Source organism: Empedobacter sp. UBA2044 (genome assembly GCF_002333005.1).
In the GTDB taxonomy this organism is placed as follows: Bacteria; Bacteroidota; Bacteroidia; order Flavobacteriales; family Weeksellaceae; genus Empedobacter; species Empedobacter falsenii_B.
Window position 1 is genome coordinate 92,609 of sequence record NZ_DDBA01000059.1, and the last position, 19,283, is coordinate 111,891.

Genomic DNA, 19,283 nt, shown 5'->3' on the forward strand with positions numbered 1-19,283 from the left:
TTTATTCTTTGCTCAAAATAAAATCTTCCTCATTTGTTTTTCCTAAATTAAACTGAAACATTTCACCATAATTTATAGGTATTTTGAATGCATTTTTGATTGGTATTTGCAACAAATAACACCACATCAAACGGATGATTCCACCATGTGCAACAATCAGCACTTTTTCGTGTTGAGCATTTCGTAACTCGTCCATAAAATCAAAAAGTCGCGTAGAAATATCTTGCATTGATTCGCCGTTTGGTGTGTTAGTTTCGACAAAATCGGCGTACCAAGGTTCTATTTCTTCCGAAGGAATTTCGTTCCACGATTTCATTTCCCAATCTCCAAAATTGAATTCTTTTAATCGTTCATCAAAAATAATTTCATTCGAGAAAGTTTCTGCTAATCGTTGACAGCGACTCAGTGGACTTGAAAAAATTATCTCAAAGTCGTTTTCGATCTTAGTATGAATTTGTACTACTTCTTGATGAAAAGTATCAGCTAATTCCACATCAGTTTGTCCGTAACAAACCGATGAAGGAACATTAACTTTTGTATGTCGAATTACAGAAACTTGCATAGAATTAAAACGCCAAGATAAAACAAAACTTCGGTAACTTGTTGCACAGTTCCCAAGCAATCGCCTGTATATCCACCAATATATTTTTTGAAATACCAGCCCAAATAAACTTTTCCTATGTAACAAAGTGGTAATATCAACAAGAATTTCCATTCGCCAAAAACAATAAAAGGCACAAGACAGAAAAGAAAACTAATGATAAGATTTTTTATTGGAAGTGCTTTATTTGCCATCGGTTTTGATTTACTTTTGTCGATATCTGTCACATATTCGTGTGTATAAATCATCATTCCAGAAAAAAAGCGACTAACCGAATGTGCTGCAATCAAGCTGAAAATTATCAACCAAAAATTATTTTCTGCAATATGTTGAAGTGATGTGAATTTCAATAACAACAATAAGATAACACCAATTACACCATAAGCTCCAATTCGGCTATCTTTCATAATTGTCAAGATTTTTTCTTTGCCATAACCACCTCCAAAACTATCGCAAACATCGGTGAAACCATCTTCGTGAAAGGCTCCAGTCAACAAAACGCTTGTAATCATTGTGATAATAATGGCGATATCAATAGGTAAAATAAATTGACAAATCATATAAATCAATGCATTAAAAGCGCCAACCAATAAACCAATCGCTGCATAGTATTTCTGTGATTGATTCATGATTTCGTTGCTATATGGAATTTTGAACGGAATCGGAATTCGCGTAAAAAACATCAATGCGGTTAAAAAATAAGTGATTTCTTTTTTTAGCATTTCACTTTAGTTTCTTTGTTACTCACGCCTGCAGAGTCGAAACTCGCCATATCATTGTAGAAATTTACCGCACTTTTGATAATTGGATAAGCCAACGCACACCCCGTTCCTTCACCAACTCGCAAATTGATGTTCAGAATTGGTTCTTCGTTGAAATAATTTAATAAATATTGATGTCCAGATTCATCACTTTGATGACAGAAAATTGTATTGTTTAAAATTTCTGGATTTAATTTAGACGCAACCAAAATCGCAGACGAAGCAATATATCCATCAATCATCAACAACATATTATGTTCATAAGCAGATAACATTGCAGCTGTCATTTGAGCAACTTCAAAACCTCCAAAAGTGGCTAAAATTTCTTTTGGATCAGTAATTTTCCCATGTGTATTCTTCGCTTCATTTAGAATATTGATTTTATTTTGTAATTGCTCATCATTCAAACCTGTTCCACGTCCTACACATTGTTCAAGCGGTAAATCGGTTAAATAGTGTACAAGCATCGATGCAGAAGAAGTGTTCCCAATTCCCATTTCGCCAAAACCAATAATATTTGTTCCATTTTGAGCGATTTCGTTCACAATTGTCTTCGAATAATCAAAACATTGTTCCAATTGATCTAAGGTCATTGCAGGTTCGTGCAAGAAATTTTTGGTTGATTTGGCTACTTTACAATTTTTCAAAACCGAATAATCCTCGAAATCATAATTTACACCAGCGTCAACAATCGTTAAATTAATCTCATTTTGATTACAAAAAACATTAATAGCTGCTCCATTATTTAGGAAATTTAAAACCATTTGAGGCGTAACTTCTGCTGGATACGCACTAACACCAGATTGTGCAATTCCGTGATCGCTTGCGAAAACGATTAGATGAGGTTTTATTAATTCTAAATGATTTTTTTGCTGAACCAAACCAATTTTAAGTGCGATTTTTTCTAATAAACCTAAAGCTCCAAGCGGTTTTGTTTTAAGATCAATAATGTGTTGAATTTCTTCTTTTTGCATTTTATACTAAACTAAATTTTAATAAAAAAATGCTTTCGAAATCAAGTGCAATCAATTCAACAAATAATAAAAATATATGTAGTTTTGATTGAGCTTCAATCGCGAAAGCATCATCTAAAAAGTGGTCTGGCTTATAGTTTTTCTCTACTTACAGTTGCGCGACAGCTCGAGATTTGCACTCGATTCCCTTTTGTGCAAGCAAGGTAATAAATTATTTTTCTGGGACAAAATTTTCATCAATCACTATATCTCCCATCAAAACGACTTGCTCTTCAAAATCAGAAGTGTTTAAATTAACTTTATTCGGAAAATTTTTAAATGAATAAGATTTATAAACTTCTGAATTTATTTCATTTGAAGCTAATCTTAGGTTAAGTTCAGTATTTTTTAAAGTCTCAAATTGTATTGTATATTCCTCGCCAACGTTTAATTTACTTTCTACTAATTCATCATTAATTAACAAACGATATGTTTTGATTTCTAAGTTAGAATTTCCAAAATTAACTTTTATTTTGAATTTTATTTTTTCTTTTTGAATCGAATCATTTTTTGCAACTAAAGGTTCTGTACAATTTGGTTTATCCTGTCCATTTGTACATGAATTTAATAACCCAAAAGCAGAAAAAATCATGACATTAGAAATCGTTTTCTTAAAAAGATTTTGACCTAATTGACTTGGATGAAAAATACCACAATGAACGTTGCTTTTCTGAAATTCATTCGAAATTTCGTCATTTGTCAAATTAGAAAAGTCAGTGATTTTATGTTGACATTTTGCATAGAAATTTTCGTTTGTTAATTTCTCTTTGCAAGGAATTGGAATTGTGATTTTCATATTTTTTAAAGTTTAGATTTATAATAGAGATGATTTTATGAATAAAAAGGTTGGTTTTATTTTTAGAAATAATTGATTTAGAATATTTGGATTTATGTAATATCTTTAACCACCTCTACTTTCCTATTAAATAAGATCAATTTTTAATGAAAAATTTTCCCATCCCAACGAACGAAAAGCAAAGATTGCAAGCGGTTTACGATTATAATTTACAAGAACATGATAAAGACGAAGAATTAGAGGTTTTTGCAAATGCTGCGAGTTTGATTTGTAATGCGCCAATTGCGTTAGTTTCTATTTTTGATGAAAACTATCAAGTGATTAAAGCCAATTGCGGAATCGAGGTAGATATTGTTCCACGTCAACAAACTATTTGTCAATTTTCTTTAATGGAAGAAGAAATTTTGGTGATTGATGATGTGACGAAATTTGAACCTGCAAAAAATATTGCTGGAGTAAAAGCTGCAAATATTCAGTTTTATGCTGGTGTTCCGTTGATTGATGACAATGGAAATGTGTTGGGGACATTATGTGTAAACGATCATTATCCAAGAACGTTGGACGAAAAACAACTCAATTTATTGATTCAACTTGGGAAAAATATTACCAAATTATTGGTTAGTAAAAAGCGAAAAAAAGACGCTTCTTACTTTCAAAATATCTATAAAATATCGAATAACCTGATTGGAGTTGCCGATATTAATGGTGTTCTAAAATCTATAAATCCTGCTTTTAAAGAGGTTTTAGGAATAAAAGATAAAAAGACAATTATTACAGAAAATTTTTTAGATTTTGTTTCGGAAAAAGATAAAAAGAAAGTTAATACGTATTTATCAAATCTTAAAAATAATACAGATTCAATCAATTTCAAATGTTTGATGTATTCTCCCGAATCTCAAGAAGAGAAGTTAGTGGAATGGTATACAAGATCAAACTTAAAAATTGACAACGAAATCTTCTTCTTTGGTCGAGATATTACGCTTGAAAATTCGAAAAAAGTAGAATTAGAAAACAGTGAACGTAAGTTTAGAAACTTCTTCAATTCTTCGCTTGGTTTAATGACAATTCATGATTTAGATGGAAATATTTTGTCGATAAATAAGAAAGGATTAGAATCTATGGGCTATTCAGAAAATGAGGCAAAAGATTTGAATCTGAAAAAAATAATTCCAAAATCTAATCAAAAAGAATATCAAACCTATATAGAAACGATTTTGAGTAAAAAGCAAGATTCTGGTTTGATGAGCTTGATTAAGAAAGATGGTTCGCTAACATATTGGTTATACAGTAATATTTTGGACAAAGATAACGAAGGAAATCCTGTTGTAATGAGTACTGCTGTGGATATGACACAAAGGACGTTGTTGGAAAGAGATCTTAATCGTGTTCGTCAGTTACTAGATCATACGTACGAAGTTGCGAATGTTGGAGGTTGGAAATATGATTTAGTTAAGCAAAAATTAATTTGGGCTGATATAACGAAAAAGATCCATGAAGTTGAACCAGATTATGAACCAAATGTAGAAACTGCACTCAATTTTTATGAAGCAAAAAGTAGTTATCCAAAAATAAAGAAAGCTTTTAAAGATGCGGTAGAAAAAGGAATCGGATATGATATGGAGTTGCAGATTGTTACCCAAAAAGGAAAAACAATTTGGGTAAGATGTAAAGGAATTCCAGAATTTGTAAATGGAGAATGTGTTAGCGTTTTTGGAATTTTTCAGGATATTGATGAGAGAAAACGTTATACGTTAGAGTTGGCTCGACAAAAAGCTATTTTCGAAACATTTATTAATAATGTACCTGCATCTGTTGCAATGTTTGATAAGGATATGAATTATCTGACTTTGAGTAATCAATGGTGTGATGAATTTGTGATAAAAAAGAAAAATGTGATCGGAAAATCTCATTACGAAATGTACAATGTTCCAGCAGAAAGAAAAGCGATTTATGAAGCTTGTTTGCAAGGCGAAAATTATTCGAATGAAGATATGATTTATCGTACACCAAAATATGATACAGATCAACACTATTCGTGGGCGATTCATCCGTGGTATATCAACAAAAAACAGATTGGTGGTCTGATTATGTTTTCGCAAAATATAACAGAATCTGTCAAGAAAAATAAAGAACTTAAAAAAGCCAAAAAGAATGCGGATATCGCTAGTAAGGCAAAGTCTGAGTTTTTAGCAAATATGAGTCACGAGATTCGAACACCTTTAAATGGTGTGATTGGTTTCTCTGATTTATTGTTGAAAACGCCACTTAATCCGACTCAAAAACAATATTTGAATTTTATTAATGATTCTGCAAATTCATTGTTGTCAATAATAAATGATATTTTAGATTTTTCTAAAATTGAATCGGGTCGAATGGATGTTTCGATAGAAAAAAATAATTTGTTCGAGTTAGGAAATCAAGTAATCAATGTGATTCTTTATCAAGCCGAAAACAAAAAAATAGAATTATTGTTGAATATAGATAATAATTTACCTCAATTTATTTGGATTGATGAAGCTCGATTGAAACAAGTGCTAATTAATCTACTTGGAAACGCTGTGAAATTTACGGATAGTGGAGAAATAGAACTAAAAATTAGTCAAGTTGAACCAATTGTGAAAGGAGAAAAAGCAAAATTGAGATTCTCTGTTCGTGATACAGGAATTGGTATAAAACCAGAAAAACAAGTCAAGATTTTTGATGCATTTACTCAAGAGGATAGTACTGTTAGTAAACGTTTCGGAGGAACTGGTTTAGGTTTAACAATTTCGAATAAGTTGCTAAATTATTTCGGAAGCCATCTAGAATTGCAAAGCGAAATAGATAAAGGTTCTACATTTTTCTTTGATTTAGAAGTTGATTACGAATATAATATTGAGCAACAATTTGATCATTTGGAAGAAATAAATCATGTGTTGATTGTAGATGATAATCAAAGTAATCAAATGATTTTGCAACATATGTTACAGTTCAAAAATATAACATCTGATATTGCAAATAATGGAATGGAAGCGCTACAGAAAGTTTTGAATGGCGATGTTTACGATGTTATTTTGATGGATTATCATATGCCGGTTTTGAATGGTTTGGAAACAATTCAGAAAATAAAAGAGTATTTCGTAACAAAGGATACAAAAACTCCTTTAGTGTTATTGCATAGTTCTTCTGAGGATGAATATCTAATTCAGAAAGCAAAAGAATTAGGAATTACTTCGCGTTTATTGAAACCAATTAAGTCGGAAGAATTGTTTGATACGTTGCGTAAAACAATTATTGATTCGAAAGAAATTCAAACCATAGAAATTGAAAATCAAGAAGAAATTTCGCAAGATTTTTCGAAACAATTTCACATTTTAATTGCAGATGATAATTTAGTAAATATGGCTCTGAATCAGCAAATTATCAAAAATATTGCACCAAATTCTATTTTGTATACAGCTGCGAATGGAGCGGAAGCCGTATCAATTTGTCAAGAAAATAAGATCGATTTAATCTTGATGGATATTCAAATGCCAGAAATGAATGGGATTGAAGCAACTAGGGTTATTCGTTTGTTAAATAATTTTCAAGAAACTCCGATTATAGCAGTGACAGCGGGAAATGTAAAAGGCGAAAAGGAAAAATGTCTTGATGCTGGATTGAATGATTTCTTAGCAAAACCAATTCGAGAAAAAGATATTTTTGATGTCCTAGAAAAATGGTTAGATTTTTCTAAAAAAGAAAAGAATGAAACCAACGATTTTGGAAATCACCTTGATCTTTCTATGATAAATAATTATACGAAAGACGACGAATCGTTTAGAAAAATGTTTATAGAAATAATTATTAATGAGTTAGAAAAATCTGTACAAGAATTTGAAACTTATTTCAACAAACAAAATTTAGAAGGATTAAATCAATTAGGTCATAAAGTAAAAGGAACAGCAAAAACTGCAGGACTTACAATTTTGGCTGATTTAACCGAACAAATAGAAAAATCAACTTCGATCAATTACCTACAAGAAAACCAGCTGATTATTAAAGTAAAAACCGAAATAGAATTAGTTATTAACTATTTAAAAAATATTTAAAAACCAATATTATGCAGATTTTAATTGCCGAAGACGATGAATTGATTTTAAAAACAATTGAACACAAACTGAAAAAAGAAGGTTACAAAGTTGTTTTAACACGAAATGGAAAAGAAGCAATCAGTAAGATTGAGAATGAAGATATTGATTTGATTATTACAGATATTATGATGCCTTTTGCGTCTGGTTTGGAGATTATTAGTGCTGTTAGAAAAAGTAAAAATTCCGAAACACCAATGATTATTTTGTCTTCTTTAGGGCAAGAAGATGTAGTGGTGGAAGCATTTAATTTGGGTGCAAATGATTTTATGGTGAAACCATTTAGCCCTATTGAATTGTCTGTTCGCGTGAAGAAATTATTAAAATAAAAGCATGATTATCCTACAAATTATAACCTATACCGAGTTAATCGTAGGAATTTATATTCTACTTATTTTACTTTTTTTGACAATTATTTATACGTTATTGACAAGTATAATTGAATATAAAATCATTACAAAGAAAAATAAGTGGAATGCGATTATTGATAAAGAAATTTATGAAACAATTTTGGATGATCAATCCAATTCGAATACTGACTTTAATGATTATTTGAAATCAAGTTCATTCAAACATTATTTTATTAAAAAATTACTAAAAGCGGAACAAAATTTTTCTGGAAATTCAAAAGAAAGTATTCAAAATTTATTTGACCATTATGAATTAAAAAAAATATCCTTACAGAAATTAAATAGTCAAAAAAATCATGAAATAGCCGAGGCAATACAAGAAGTTACGACGATGAATCATGTTGAAACTTTACCAAAAATCAAAAGTATGTTACAACATAAAAATGATTTAGTACGATCTGAAGCGCAATATGGTTTAACGAAATTTGCTGGTTTCGAAGGTTTATATTTTTTGGATAATTTACAAGAGCAATTGACGGATTGGCAACAGTTGAAATTGTTGGATGCAATTACAATTTTACCAAATCTTGATGAGGTTGATAAGATAATTTCAAATTGGTTAAAATCACCTAATCAAAGTGTGAAAATTCTAACAATGAAATTAATTCGCAAGTTTCAATTGTTGCAAATGCACGATTTGGTTGCAGATAATTTGCACGATTCTGATGAAAAAGTTGTGGAAGAAACGATTAAAACATTAGTCAGAATCGAAGATGACTCAACCTCAAAGCTATTGATTGAGCAATATGAAACGTGTAACGAAAAGTTTCAAATTCAAATTTTAAAAGCTTTAGAAAAAATCTCAAATCCAGAAAATAACACATTCTTAGAAACTCAAGCAAAGGAAAATCCTTCATTTTCTGTCAAAAAAGCAAGTGTAAAAGCCTTAAATAATTGTTGTTCAAAAACCGATTTACAAAAACTTGCACACCAATCAAACTCTCCTGAATTAAAACAAATTATTAATCAAATTATCCAAGAAAACTAATCATGAATTGGCTAGAAACGGCTTTCGATTTTTTTATTTACGGCTTCCTTTTTTATTCAATCCTATTAATTTTAGTCTACGGATGGATAGGTTTTTATGCAAAAGGAGCGATAAAAATGTATATCCGAAAAAACAGTTTTACGGATTATTCGCTTATTGCAACATCGCCAAATGCGCCTACTTTTAGCCTTATTGCGCCCGCTTATAACGAAGGTGCAACGATTGTGGAGAATGTGCGTTCGTTGTTGTCGTTGTATTACAATCAGCTCGAAATTATTATTGTAAATGATGGTTCCAAAGATGATTCGTTGCAACGATTAATTGAAGCGTATGATTTGATTAAAATTGATTATTTCGTTGAAGGAAACATCGAAACGAAACCAATTAATGCAATTTATAAAAGTACCAATCCAGTTTTCAAAAAATTAATTATTGTTGACAAAGTAAATGGAGGAAAATCGGATGCGTTAAATGTCGGAATTAATATTGCAACAAACGATTATATTGTTTGTATTGATGTCGATTGTATTTTAGAACAAGATGCGATTCTGAAGCTTGCGAAACCTTTTATGGATGAAGCAAAAGCAAAAGTAATTGCATGTGGAGGCGTAATTCGTTTGGCGAATAATTGTACCATTGTTGACGGAAAAATTGTCGATGTTAATTTACCAAAAACTCGTTTAGGAAGAGCACAAGCGTTAGAATATATTCGTGCATTTCTTTTGGGAAGAATGGCGTGGTCGCGCGCCAATGGTTTGATGCTGATTTCGGGTGCTTTTGGTGCTTTTGATCGTGAAACTGTACTCCAATGTGGCGGTTATGATCACGATACAGTTGGTGAAGATATGGAGCTTATTGTGCGAATGCGACGTTATATGCACGAGCAAAAATTGGCCTATAAAGTAGTAAATATTCCCGATCCGCTTTGTTGGACAGAAGTGCCAGAAAGTAAAGAAATTTTAACCAAACAACGCAATCGTTGGATGCGTGGAACGATAGAAACATTGTGGAAACATCGTATTTTATTTTTCAATCCGAAATATGGAAAACTTGGAATGATGAGTTATCCGTATTGGTTTTTCTTCGAATTTTTAGGACCGATTATCGAATATATTGGTTGGATCATTTTCGTTGTTTTATTCTTTTTAGGTTTAATTAATTGGCATATTTTCTTTCCTTTAATGGCTTTTGTATTGCTTTATGGAATTTTATATTCGATTTATGCTATTCTGATTGATTTAATGACGTATAACGTTTATTACAAGAATGGTGATATTCCGAAGTTATTTTTTACGGCGTTTATAGAGCCTTTTACATTTCATCCGTTGGTTGTGTTGTCAGGAGTGAAAGGCGTGAAGGATTTCTTTCTGAAAAATAATTCGTGGGGAGAAATGACGCGACAAGGGTTTGGTAGAAATCAAGCGAAAGAATTGTCTATTTGGCAAAAAATGAGACTTGGATTCATGAATCTAGTTCAGCAAACTACGTTTATTTCGTTGGTTTATTTGTTGCTTTTTGGATTGTCATCAATTCTTGAATTTTATCTTTATCAAGAAAATCTCTCAACAACTTCTAATCAAACTTTATTTTTTGACTTATTCGTACATAATATCGATTTTGCTTTAGATAGTATTTTTGTGGTAAGTTTTAAATATTTTTTACTGCAATTTTATTCGATAAGTTGGGCAAAAAAATGGATCATTTTTACGTATTCTTTTTTAATTATTTCGAATATTTTATTGATTAAATATTTTCAAACAACACTCAATTTATTAGGTTCAGATTTTTTTTCTTATACGTTAGAAGAATTGAAATTAATTATTGGTGCGTCAGGTGTTGTAAATGTTACAAACATTCTTTTATCAATCGCTGCAATTGCTATTTTAACAACGATATTTATTTACAGTTATCGATTAAAAATCAATCAAAAAATTCTTCAATTACCATTAATAATTTTGAGTTTTTTATCGCTTATTATTCCAATTAATTTGTATTTAAAAAGTACTCAAAATGATGAGTTTTCATCTAATTTAATTTTGAGTAAATCCTCTTATTTTTTCTCAAACTCGATTGAACAATATGCAGAAGATAAACTTTCGGAAATTGATTTTTTAAATTCAAATTCGAGTTCAAATAATGAAGATAATCGACATTATTTTGATAAAATTAATTATCCATTTTTGTATCAAGATGAGAACAAAAATTTCTTCGCGGATCAATTTAATTTAACAACAGAAAAACCGAATGTTGTTTTTATTGTGATTGAAGGTTTGGGACGAGCTTTTAGTAACGAAAGTGCATATTTAGGTTCTTTTACACCATATATTGATAAGCTTTCGAAAAAGAGTTTGTATTGGGAAAATGGATTAAGTACGACGGGAAGAACATATGGAGTTTTACCTGGATTGACGGGGTCTTTGCCATTTGCTGAAAATGGTTTTATGGAACAAAAGAGTTTACCTCAACATTACAATTTGTATAATTTGTTGAAAAGTAATGGTTATAAAACGGGGTATTTTTACGGTGGCGATGTTGATTTCGATTTTATGTCAAAATACTTGAATTATTCGGGTGTTGAAACAATTATTGATGAAAATGATTACGAAAATAATTATGCAAAAATTCCGTCGAATAATGGATTTTCTTGGGGATTTGACGATCATTCAGTGTTTAAAAAATATTTAGCAACGCAAAAAGAAAATAATCAACCATATTTTAATGTTTTGATGACGTTAGCGACGCATAGTCCTTTCTTAATAAACAATGTTGAGAAATATAATAAACAGTTTGAAACGTTGATTAAATCTCGAAATTATGATGCGACAACTTTGACGACAGTAAAAAAATATAAACAACAATTGGTGACTTTTTTGAGTGTTGATGAAGCTGTAAAAAACTTTTTCGAAGCTTATCAAAAACGTTCAGATTTTAATCAAACTATTTTTGTGATTACTGGAGATCATCGAATGCCAGAAGTACCGATGGAAACAAAGATTGATCGTTTTCATGTTCCGATTATTGTTTATTCTCCTTTGTTAAAGTCACCGAAAAAGATGTCAAATATTGTGACGCATTTTGATGTTGCACCAACTTTTGTGACATATTTTAGAGATTCATATAAACTGAAATTACCGAATTATGTGACTTGGATGGGACAGAATTTAGAAAACGGTAAAGCGAATTTCAGAAAACAAGGCGTTCCGTTAATGCAGAATAAAAATATTTTAGATGATTATGTTTTTCAAAATTATCATTTGTCAGGAGGGAAGTTATATCGAATTGAAAAGAATTTAACCGAAGATGTTGAACAAAATTCGAAGATGGAAACAGAGTTGAAAAATCGATTGAAAAGCTTTAAAACAAAAAACCATTCTTTGAAAAATACTCAAAAAATGGTTCCTGATTCTATATTTAATCGTTATATCAATTAGAATTTTCGGCTGTACGAAACGCTTACATCAAATTGATTTCCTTTTTGATTTGGACGATATTCTTGATTGTAATAATTCGCACCAATTGAAATTAAGTTTAATTCATTGATCGAAAAATTATAATCTGCTCCAATTTTGAAGGACTTCAGTTTGTAAGTTGTATCTTCTAAAAGATTGTTGTTAAAATCTTCTGGTGAAATTCCTGTACCAATAGCTAAGCTTAAATAATTGTTTGCATCGCCAGTATAATAACGAGTTGTGAATGTATACGAATGCGAAATATTGTTGTTGCTTGGCGTTACAAATGCACGTAAATTGAACCAATAATTTTTATAATATTTACCGATAGATCCTGTGAACATCCAAACATCATCCGAAAAATGAAGTTGACGATAACCTAATTCAGCTTCGAAACTTTTAGGTAAATTAGCGTAAAGAGAGGCTCCTGTGCGATATTTAGGAAAAATTCCATCACTATCCGAATATCCACCGCCAACATACATATAAAATGTCTTAGAAAGTCTTGGATAAGCTTCTACTTCGTATTGAACTCCGTTATCTTTAAATTTGTTTGCGTAATTTACTTTAAAAATCAACGAACCAAGTGAAGTTTGTCTTTTATAACTAACCGAAACTTGATGCCAATCATCTGCAAATTGCTTGTCAAAATGTGAGTAATTATAATTTACACTAATCGCATTTTTAGTATTATTTATTTCGATTCGATTTGCTAATTCGCGCGCTTCCGTATTTTTAGGGTTAATTGCTAATAATTCTTTGATTGTTTTCGAAGCTTCTTCATAAGCATTGTTTGAATTAAGAACTTTAGCTTTTAACAACAATAATTCTTCATTTTTAGGATATTTAATTAATCCACGATCAATGATAGAAACGGCTTCTGTATAATTATCATTCCAATATTCAAGTGACGTGTAAGCTAAATAAAAATCGGTAGAAGGATCCATGTTTTTTTCAACATTCTGAAAAACTTTTCTCGCTTCTTCGGTTTCATCATTCCATGTATATATTCGTCCCAAAAAAACAGCGATATCTGTATATTCCGGAGATTGATCTAAAGCTTGTAATGCAAGTTTCTTGGCAGTTGCATAATCTTTTTCTTCGAAAGCTTTGTGACGTGCTTCTTGAAATAAATCATCCGAACTTTTCGATTCTTGACTATACGAAAATAAAGGTAAAAAGGTAAGAGTAAAGAGTGTCTTTCTTAGAAATGATTTTTGAATCATGTGATAAAAACGTACTTTATTATGAGGATAAAGATATAATTATTTAGAGCATAAAAAAAGCTCAAGAAAATAAATTCTTGAGCTTTATTGTACCTCAGGCGGGACTTGAACCCGCACGTCCTAATGGACACAGGATTTTAAGTCCTGCGTGTCTACCAATTCCACCACCAAGGCATCCACTTCTAAGAAAGAAGTTAGAGCGGGAAACGGGACTCGAACCCGCAACATTCAGCTTGGAAGGCTGACGCTCTACCAATTGAGCTATTCCCGCGTGTAAATTGTAAAAATCAAATTAAAAAGTACCTCAGGCGGGACTTGAACCCGCACGTCCTAATGGACACAGGATTTTAAGTCCTGCGTGTCTACCAATTCCACCACCAAGGCAAAATTTGATTTTTATGAATTTTTATATTTCAAAGAGCGGGAAACGGGGCTCGAACCCGCGACCTCAACCTTGGCAAGGTTGCGCTCTACCAGCTGAGCTATTCTCGCGATTGGAGTGCAAATATATAAAATCAATTTCTAATAATCCAAATCAAATTTGAATAAAATTTTAAAAATATATTTGCACTTATTTTAATTAGTTGATAGGCATTAACATATCAGCTACTTCTTTTATTTTATCTTTCATCTTTTTACGATGAACGATCATATCAACGAAGCCTTTTTCTAATAAAAATTCAGAAGTTTGGAATCCTTCTGGTAAATCTCTACCAATAGTTTCTTTGATAACACGTGGTCCAGCGAATCCAATTAATGCTCCTGGCTCTGCCATGATAACGTCACCAATTGATCCGAAAGAAGCTGTAATTCCTCCAAAAGATGGATTTGTTAAGATTGTAATATAAGGAATGTTGTTATCTGCTAATTGAATTAATTTAGCTTCTACTTTAGCTAATTGCATCAACGAAATTGCAGCTTCCATCATACGTGCACCACCAGATTGTGTAATAATTACGAATGGAGTTTTGTTTTTGATAGAATAATCAATTGCACGTGCAATTTTTTCTCCCATTACAGATCCTAAAGAACCTCCAATAAATTTGAAGTCCATACAAGAAATTGTAATGTCACGTCCATGAATTTTTCCAGTCGCATTGCGAATAGAATCTGTCATTCCCGTTTTCTTTTTAATCTCTTTTAAACGATCTTTATAAGGTTTTGTATCTGTCCAATTTAATGGGTCTTTACTTTCTACTTTTGTATCTAATTCTGTGAATTTACTATCATCAAATAAGATATCGAAGTATTCTTGAGAACCAATTTGTACGTGATGATCATCCTCTGGACTTACATACGCATTTGCTTTTAGTTCTTCAGTTTCAATAATTTTTCCTGATGGTGTTTTGTACCATAAGCCTTTTTTAACGTCTTTTTTAGACTCTGTAGGCGTTGTAATATTTTTCTTGCTTCTAATAAACCAAGGCATATTCTCTGTTTTTATTTGGGTAAGAATAATCTTAGTGAAAAGATTATCCTAAAGTATTAACATTATTTAAATCGTGAAAAGCTTGAATTAATCTGTCTTTGAAAGTAACTTCTCCAGCTCTTAACCACACGCGTGGATCATAATATTTTTTGTTAGGAGATTCTGGACCTTCAGGATTTCCAATTTGTCCTTGTAAATAAGCTGCATTTTCGTCAAAATATTTACGAATTCCTTCCATAAATGCATATTGTAAATCTGTATCAATGTTCATTTTGATAACTCCGTAGCTAATTGCTTCTCTAATTTCTTCTAACGTAGAACCAGAACCTCCGTGGAATACGAAGTTTACAGCGTTGTCTACACCATACTTTTCGTTGATGTATTTTTGAGAGTTATCTAAAATTTTTGGAGTCAATACAACATTTCCTGGTTTGTAAACACCGTGTACATTACCAAATGCTGCTGCAATCCAGAAATTATCAGAAATAGATTTTAAGTTTTCGTAAACGTAAGCAACTTCTTCTGGTTGAGTGTATAATAAAGAATTGTCAACATTAGAATTGTCAACACCATCTTCTTCTCCACCTGTAATACCTAATTCCATCTCCAAAGTCATTCCAACTTTAGACATTCTTTCTAAGTATCTTTTGCACTTTTCTACGTTTTCTTCTAAAGGCTCTTCAGATAAATCTAACATGTGAGAACTAAATAAAGTCTTTCCGAATTTATTAAAATGTTCTTCGTTAGCGTCCATAATTCCATCAATCCAAGGCAATAATTTTTTTGCACAGTGGTCTGTATGTAAAATTACAGTAGCTCCGTAAGACTCAGCTAAAGTGTGAATATGTTTTGCTCCCGCAATAGCACCTTTGATAGCAGAAAGTTGATTTTCTCCTTTTAATCCTTTTCCGGCATTAAAAGCAGCACCTCCGTTAGAAAATTGAATAATAACCGGAGAGTTTACTTCAACTGCAGCTTCCATTGCAGCGTTAATAGTATCTGAACCGATGACATTACACGCTGGTAAAGCGTATTGATTTGCTTTTGCATCATTGATAATGTCTTGAACTAATGAACCGGTAGCAACACCGGCAGGAAATTTTCTGCTCATTATGTTAGTATTTTGTGAAACAAATATAGATGTTTTTTTAGAAAGGATAATTAATTCCGAAGTGGATTCTTGGTTTAAGCAAATTAAAATTGTCAAATTGCCAGCGATCACCCAATTCGTAAGAAGGGTCATAAATTTTGTAACCTAAATCAAATCTTACAATTGCAAACGTACCAATGTGATAACGGAAACCTAATCCAGAACCAATTCCGAATTCTTTGTAAAAATCTTTGAACTTAAATAATGTTTCTGGACGATTTTTATTAACACCCCAAATATTACCAGCATCAAGAAAATATGCACCTTCCAAACTTCCAAAAAGATTGAAGCGATATTCAGCATTGAATAACAATTTCATGCTTTCAAATTCTAAACTTTGATTTTTAGAATCGATACGTGGTTTACTTCCAGGACCTAAAGTTAACGGTGCCCAACCACGAACATCATTTGCTCCTCCAGCCGAATAACTTCTTACGAAGGGTGCAACATCTGAGTTTCCATATGGTTGAATGATTCCGAATAAGAAACGTCCCGCTACGCTAGAATTTGAATTTAATTTGAATTTTCGTCTAACATCCACATCAAATTTTACGAATTGAGAATAAGGAATTCCAAAGATCAAACCTGCTTGATTTCCGTCTCGATCAGGTTCAGCTTTATTAAAGCCAAAAGCTTTGTCTAAACCTCTTAATACATTTCCGGCTAATTCAATTCTCGCTTGAATAAACCAAGGATTACTTTTTGGTCGAAATGAATTTTCTTGATTAAATGTAAATTGATAGATAAAAGAGTTGATTAATACATTTTGGGAAATATTAGCTTTTCTATATAACATATTCTCAAAATCAACATACAACTTTGCGTTTTCTCCAGTTAATGAACTTTGGAATCCTTTGTCAGCCTCGATTGCGTCTGTTAATTCATCGTCCGTTAGATAAATTGGTGCATTAGGATTGTATGCGTAGTATAAATCTTTTACTTCGTTTTTTGTATTATTATCTTTTGTAAACACTTCATAATAGCGATCTTTTTTTCGGTTACTAATAAATTCTGTGTTAAACAAAGAAACTTTGTGTTGAAACTCCGAACTCGAAATATCCATATCAAAACCAAAACCATAAGTCGTTTTGTCTAAACCTACATTTTTCTGCGTACTTGCATTCATTCGAATAGCAGATTCGGCAGTAAAACGTTTTGGTAAAATATTATCAAGATTAATTGGTGTTAATAAATAAGGAAATTTCAACTTTGTTTCGATAGCGATTTCGTAAGCATTTAAGAATGCTTTATTCATTGAGAAATCTTTGTTGACAGAACCTAAAGTTCCTTTCAAAGTTGTTTCTAAATTTTCTCCTCCTCCAAATAGATTTCTCGAAGTTAAAGTCATTCCGGGAGAAATTGCAAAGTTCATATAGCGAGAAGCATAACTTTCGACAAAGAGATTCAAGTCATATTTCTTTTTTGGTGTAAAGAAAACGTCTACATTTAGGATAGAATCTTGTTTATTAATTCTGAATCCATGTAAGTTAATGTTTTCTTTCTTGAAAATATTACGTTTTGTCTGAATTTCTTGTCGTTGACGATATAGTTGACCAGGACGAATTACAAATGCATCTGTAAAATATTTTGGTCGATATTCTGGTTCTTTTGTATATAAAACGTTATAATCTTTATATTCTTCTTTGATTAATTTACTTTCATCATCAACAAAACTGCGAGAATCTGCATAAATATTTATCTTCCCAAAACGGTATTGCGTAAAAGGTGTAATACTATCCGTTTTCAAAGAATCTTGAATATATTTATCAATAAACATCGTTACATCAAGGCGTTTGTTACTTTTTAATGTATCCGCTTCAAAATATAAATCTTCGCCCGAATCATTAAAATCATAGTAACCTCTATTCTTTAACAAATCGATGATACGATCGCGTTCTTCCTCAAATTTGTCAAAATTATATTGATCTCCAGCATGCAAAACAGTTTGTTTTCCAATAGAAGAATTAAGATATTCTTCTATTTTTTGATCAGATATTTTTTGATCATATGTTTCGATATAAGAAGGTTCCCCTAACTTAATATCATAAATAGTTTCTGCTTTTTTCGCAACAGAATCTTTATTATAGGAAACAGCTACTTTCGAATCGAAATAACCTTTGTCATGAAATAATCTATTTAAGTTCTTTGCCGAAAATTCTGATTGTTGTTCATCCAACAAAACTGGAGCCTCACCTTGACTATAATAAAGACGTTCTTTCCATAAACTGTGCCCAACATATTCGCTAAGATTATTCTTCGTTAGTAAACTGTCCAATAATTTTTGGTTACGAACCGAAGCATCTTGTCGATAATATTCCTGAAAAGTTTCATCAAATTTTGCAGGAGACCAATTATAAACCCATTGCCAAAGAGGGAAAAAACCAAGGAACTTACCAGCTGGTTTTTGTTTCACATAATCACTTAAATCTTTGTTGATTATAGTTTTTTTCTTCTTAATATCGGGATCTTCTTTATCGTAGATAAATTTGTTCTTTACAAACAAATATTCTCCTTCAGGTACTTTTTTAGTTGTACTACAGCTATAAAAAAGTAAACCTAAACAAGAGATAAGTGTTATATTTGTTGTAATTTTTTTTTGCATAAATATGTTATCAAATAACGTTATTAAGATAATAACTTCTCTGGGTTCTAAAAAATATAGACAAAAATATAATTTGTTTGTCGTAGAAGGTGTTAAAAATATTGGGGAAGTTATAAAAAGTTCTATAAATATTAAAGAATTATTTATAACTGAAGACTTTTGGCCAGAAGCTACACATATCAAAAAGACTTTTATTGAAGAAAAAGACTTGAAAAAGATCAGTTTCTTAACTACTCCGAATGTAGGTTTAGCACTTTGTGAATTACCTAATTATAACGAAAACATCAAGTTGAATGGTTTAAGTATTGCTTTGGATGATATTCGAGATCCAGGTAATTTAGGAACAATTATCCGCTTGGCTGATTGGTTTGGTGTAGAGGATATTTTGTGTACCAAAGAATCTGTTGATATGTACAACCCAAAAGTTGTGATGTCGACAATGGGCTCTTTTACACGAGTGAAAGTTCATTATATCGATTTGGAGAAATACTTGTCTGACTATAAAGGAAACATTTTCGGGACTTTTATGGAAGGAGAATCTATTTATGAACAAACACTTCCACAAGAAGGTATCTTGGTAATGGGGAACGAAGCGAATGGAATTTCTCCAGAAATCGAGAAGTTAACGACAAATAAACTAAGTATTCCGTTCTTTGGGAAAAATGGTTCTACCGAAAGTCTCAACGTAGCTGTTGCAACAAGTGTCATCTTAGGCGAGTTTAAGTCTCAACTTTCGCACAAATCATAAA

The 19,283-nt window shown here is 31.4% G+C and carries 13 protein-coding genes, 4 tRNA genes and 1 riboswitch; of the genes, 5 read left to right on the plus strand and 12 right to left on the minus strand.

Features of this window, described 5'->3' with window-relative positions; translation table 11 throughout:
* Position 1: 1 nt before the first annotated feature.
* The 4 genes from cobC to B4E59_RS10745 all read right to left on the minus strand — a co-directional run bounded on the left by cobC (position 2) and on the right by B4E59_RS10745 (position 3,171).
* Entirely contained in the window at positions 2–562 is a 561-nt protein-coding gene (cobC, locus tag B4E59_RS10730; RefSeq protein ID WP_291052888.1) for an alpha-ribazole phosphatase, read from the minus strand.
* Positions 547–1,323: an adenosylcobinamide-GDP ribazoletransferase gene (locus B4E59_RS10735; RefSeq protein WP_221854148.1), complete on the minus strand. Its 777-nt coding sequence runs from the start codon at positions 1,321–1,323 to the stop codon at positions 547–549. Before B4E59_RS10735 ends, cobC begins: the two co-directional genes overlap by 16 nt.
* A complete protein-coding gene (cobT, locus tag B4E59_RS10740) occupies positions 1,317–2,336 on the minus strand; it encodes a nicotinate-nucleotide--dimethylbenzimidazole phosphoribosyltransferase (RefSeq protein ID WP_291047138.1) in 1,020 nt (339 codons plus the stop codon). Before cobT ends, B4E59_RS10735 begins: the two co-directional genes overlap by 7 nt.
* Positions 2,337–2,438: 102 nt before the next feature.
* Positions 2,439–2,552: riboswitch (cobalamin riboswitch) on the minus strand.
* Positions 2,548–3,171 carry a hypothetical protein gene (locus tag B4E59_RS10745; protein ID WP_291052891.1) on the minus strand — a complete coding sequence of 208 codons (624 nt, stop codon included), beginning with the start codon at positions 3,169–3,171 and terminating at the stop codon, positions 2,548–2,550. Its footprint overlaps the riboswitch before it by 5 nt.
* 146 nt (positions 3,172–3,317) lie before the next feature.
* Here B4E59_RS10745 and B4E59_RS10750 point away from each other — a divergent pair, with 146 nt between their 5' ends.
* From B4E59_RS10750 to B4E59_RS10765, 4 genes are read left to right on the plus strand one after another with little or no spacing between them, the layout of a single operon-like run.
* Positions 3,318–7,241, plus strand: a complete 3,924-nt coding sequence (locus tag B4E59_RS10750; RefSeq protein ID WP_291052894.1) for a response regulator — start codon at positions 3,318–3,320, stop codon at positions 7,239–7,241.
* An 11-nt stretch (positions 7,242–7,252) separates the two neighbouring features.
* Positions 7,253–7,609, plus strand: a complete 357-nt coding sequence (locus tag B4E59_RS10755) for a response regulator transcription factor (RefSeq protein ID WP_221854151.1) — start codon at positions 7,253–7,255, stop codon at positions 7,607–7,609.
* Between the two features lie 4 nt (positions 7,610–7,613).
* Complete coding sequence (locus B4E59_RS10760; RefSeq protein ID WP_291052899.1) at positions 7,614–8,678, plus strand: HEAT repeat domain-containing protein; 1,065 nt, start codon at positions 7,614–7,616, stop codon at positions 8,676–8,678.
* Positions 8,679–8,680: 2 nt separating this feature from the next.
* Positions 8,681–12,109, plus strand: a complete 3,429-nt coding sequence (locus tag B4E59_RS10765) for a sulfatase-like hydrolase/transferase (protein ID WP_291052902.1) — start codon at positions 8,681–8,683, stop codon at positions 12,107–12,109.
* On the opposite strand, the gene B4E59_RS10770 is transcribed toward B4E59_RS10765, so the two are convergent.
* The 8 genes from B4E59_RS10770 to tamL all read right to left on the minus strand — a co-directional run bounded on the left by B4E59_RS10770 (position 12,106) and on the right by tamL (position 18,534).
* Positions 12,106–13,353 (minus strand): YaiO family outer membrane beta-barrel protein, encoded by a 1,248-nt coding sequence (locus tag B4E59_RS10770; protein WP_291052905.1) that lies wholly within the window; start codon positions 13,351–13,353, stop codon positions 12,106–12,108. The genes B4E59_RS10765 and B4E59_RS10770 overlap by 4 nt on opposite strands.
* Positions 13,354–13,443: 90 nt before the next feature.
* Positions 13,444–13,527: transfer RNA gene (locus B4E59_RS10775), tRNA-Leu, on the minus strand.
* A gap of 24 nt (positions 13,528–13,551) precedes the next feature.
* Positions 13,552–13,624, minus strand: a tRNA-Gly gene (locus B4E59_RS10780).
* A gap of 29 nt (positions 13,625–13,653) precedes the next feature.
* Positions 13,654–13,737, minus strand: a tRNA-Leu gene (locus B4E59_RS10785).
* A gap of 35 nt (positions 13,738–13,772) precedes the next feature.
* Positions 13,773–13,845, minus strand: a tRNA-Gly gene (locus B4E59_RS10790).
* Positions 13,846–13,933: 88 nt separating this feature from the next.
* Positions 13,934–14,782 (minus strand): acetyl-CoA carboxylase, carboxyltransferase subunit beta, encoded by an 849-nt coding sequence (gene accD / locus B4E59_RS10795; protein WP_115001651.1) that lies wholly within the window; start codon positions 14,780–14,782, stop codon positions 13,934–13,936.
* A gap of 43 nt (positions 14,783–14,825) precedes the next feature.
* A complete protein-coding gene (gene fbaA, locus B4E59_RS10800) occupies positions 14,826–15,893 on the minus strand; it encodes a class II fructose-bisphosphate aldolase (protein WP_219033712.1) in 1,068 nt (355 codons plus the stop codon).
* A gap of 37 nt (positions 15,894–15,930) precedes the next feature.
* Complete coding sequence (gene tamL / locus B4E59_RS10805; protein WP_286494748.1) at positions 15,931–18,534, minus strand: translocation and assembly module lipoprotein TamL; 2,604 nt, start codon at positions 18,532–18,534, stop codon at positions 15,931–15,933.
* 4 nt (positions 18,535–18,538) lie between these two features.
* On the opposite strand from tamL, the gene B4E59_RS10810 reads away from it, so the two are divergent.
* On the plus strand, positions 18,539–19,282 hold the full coding sequence (locus tag B4E59_RS10810; RefSeq protein ID WP_115001648.1) for a TrmH family RNA methyltransferase: 744 nt from the start codon (positions 18,539–18,541) through the stop codon (positions 19,280–19,282).
* Position 19,283 lies beyond the last annotated feature (1 nt).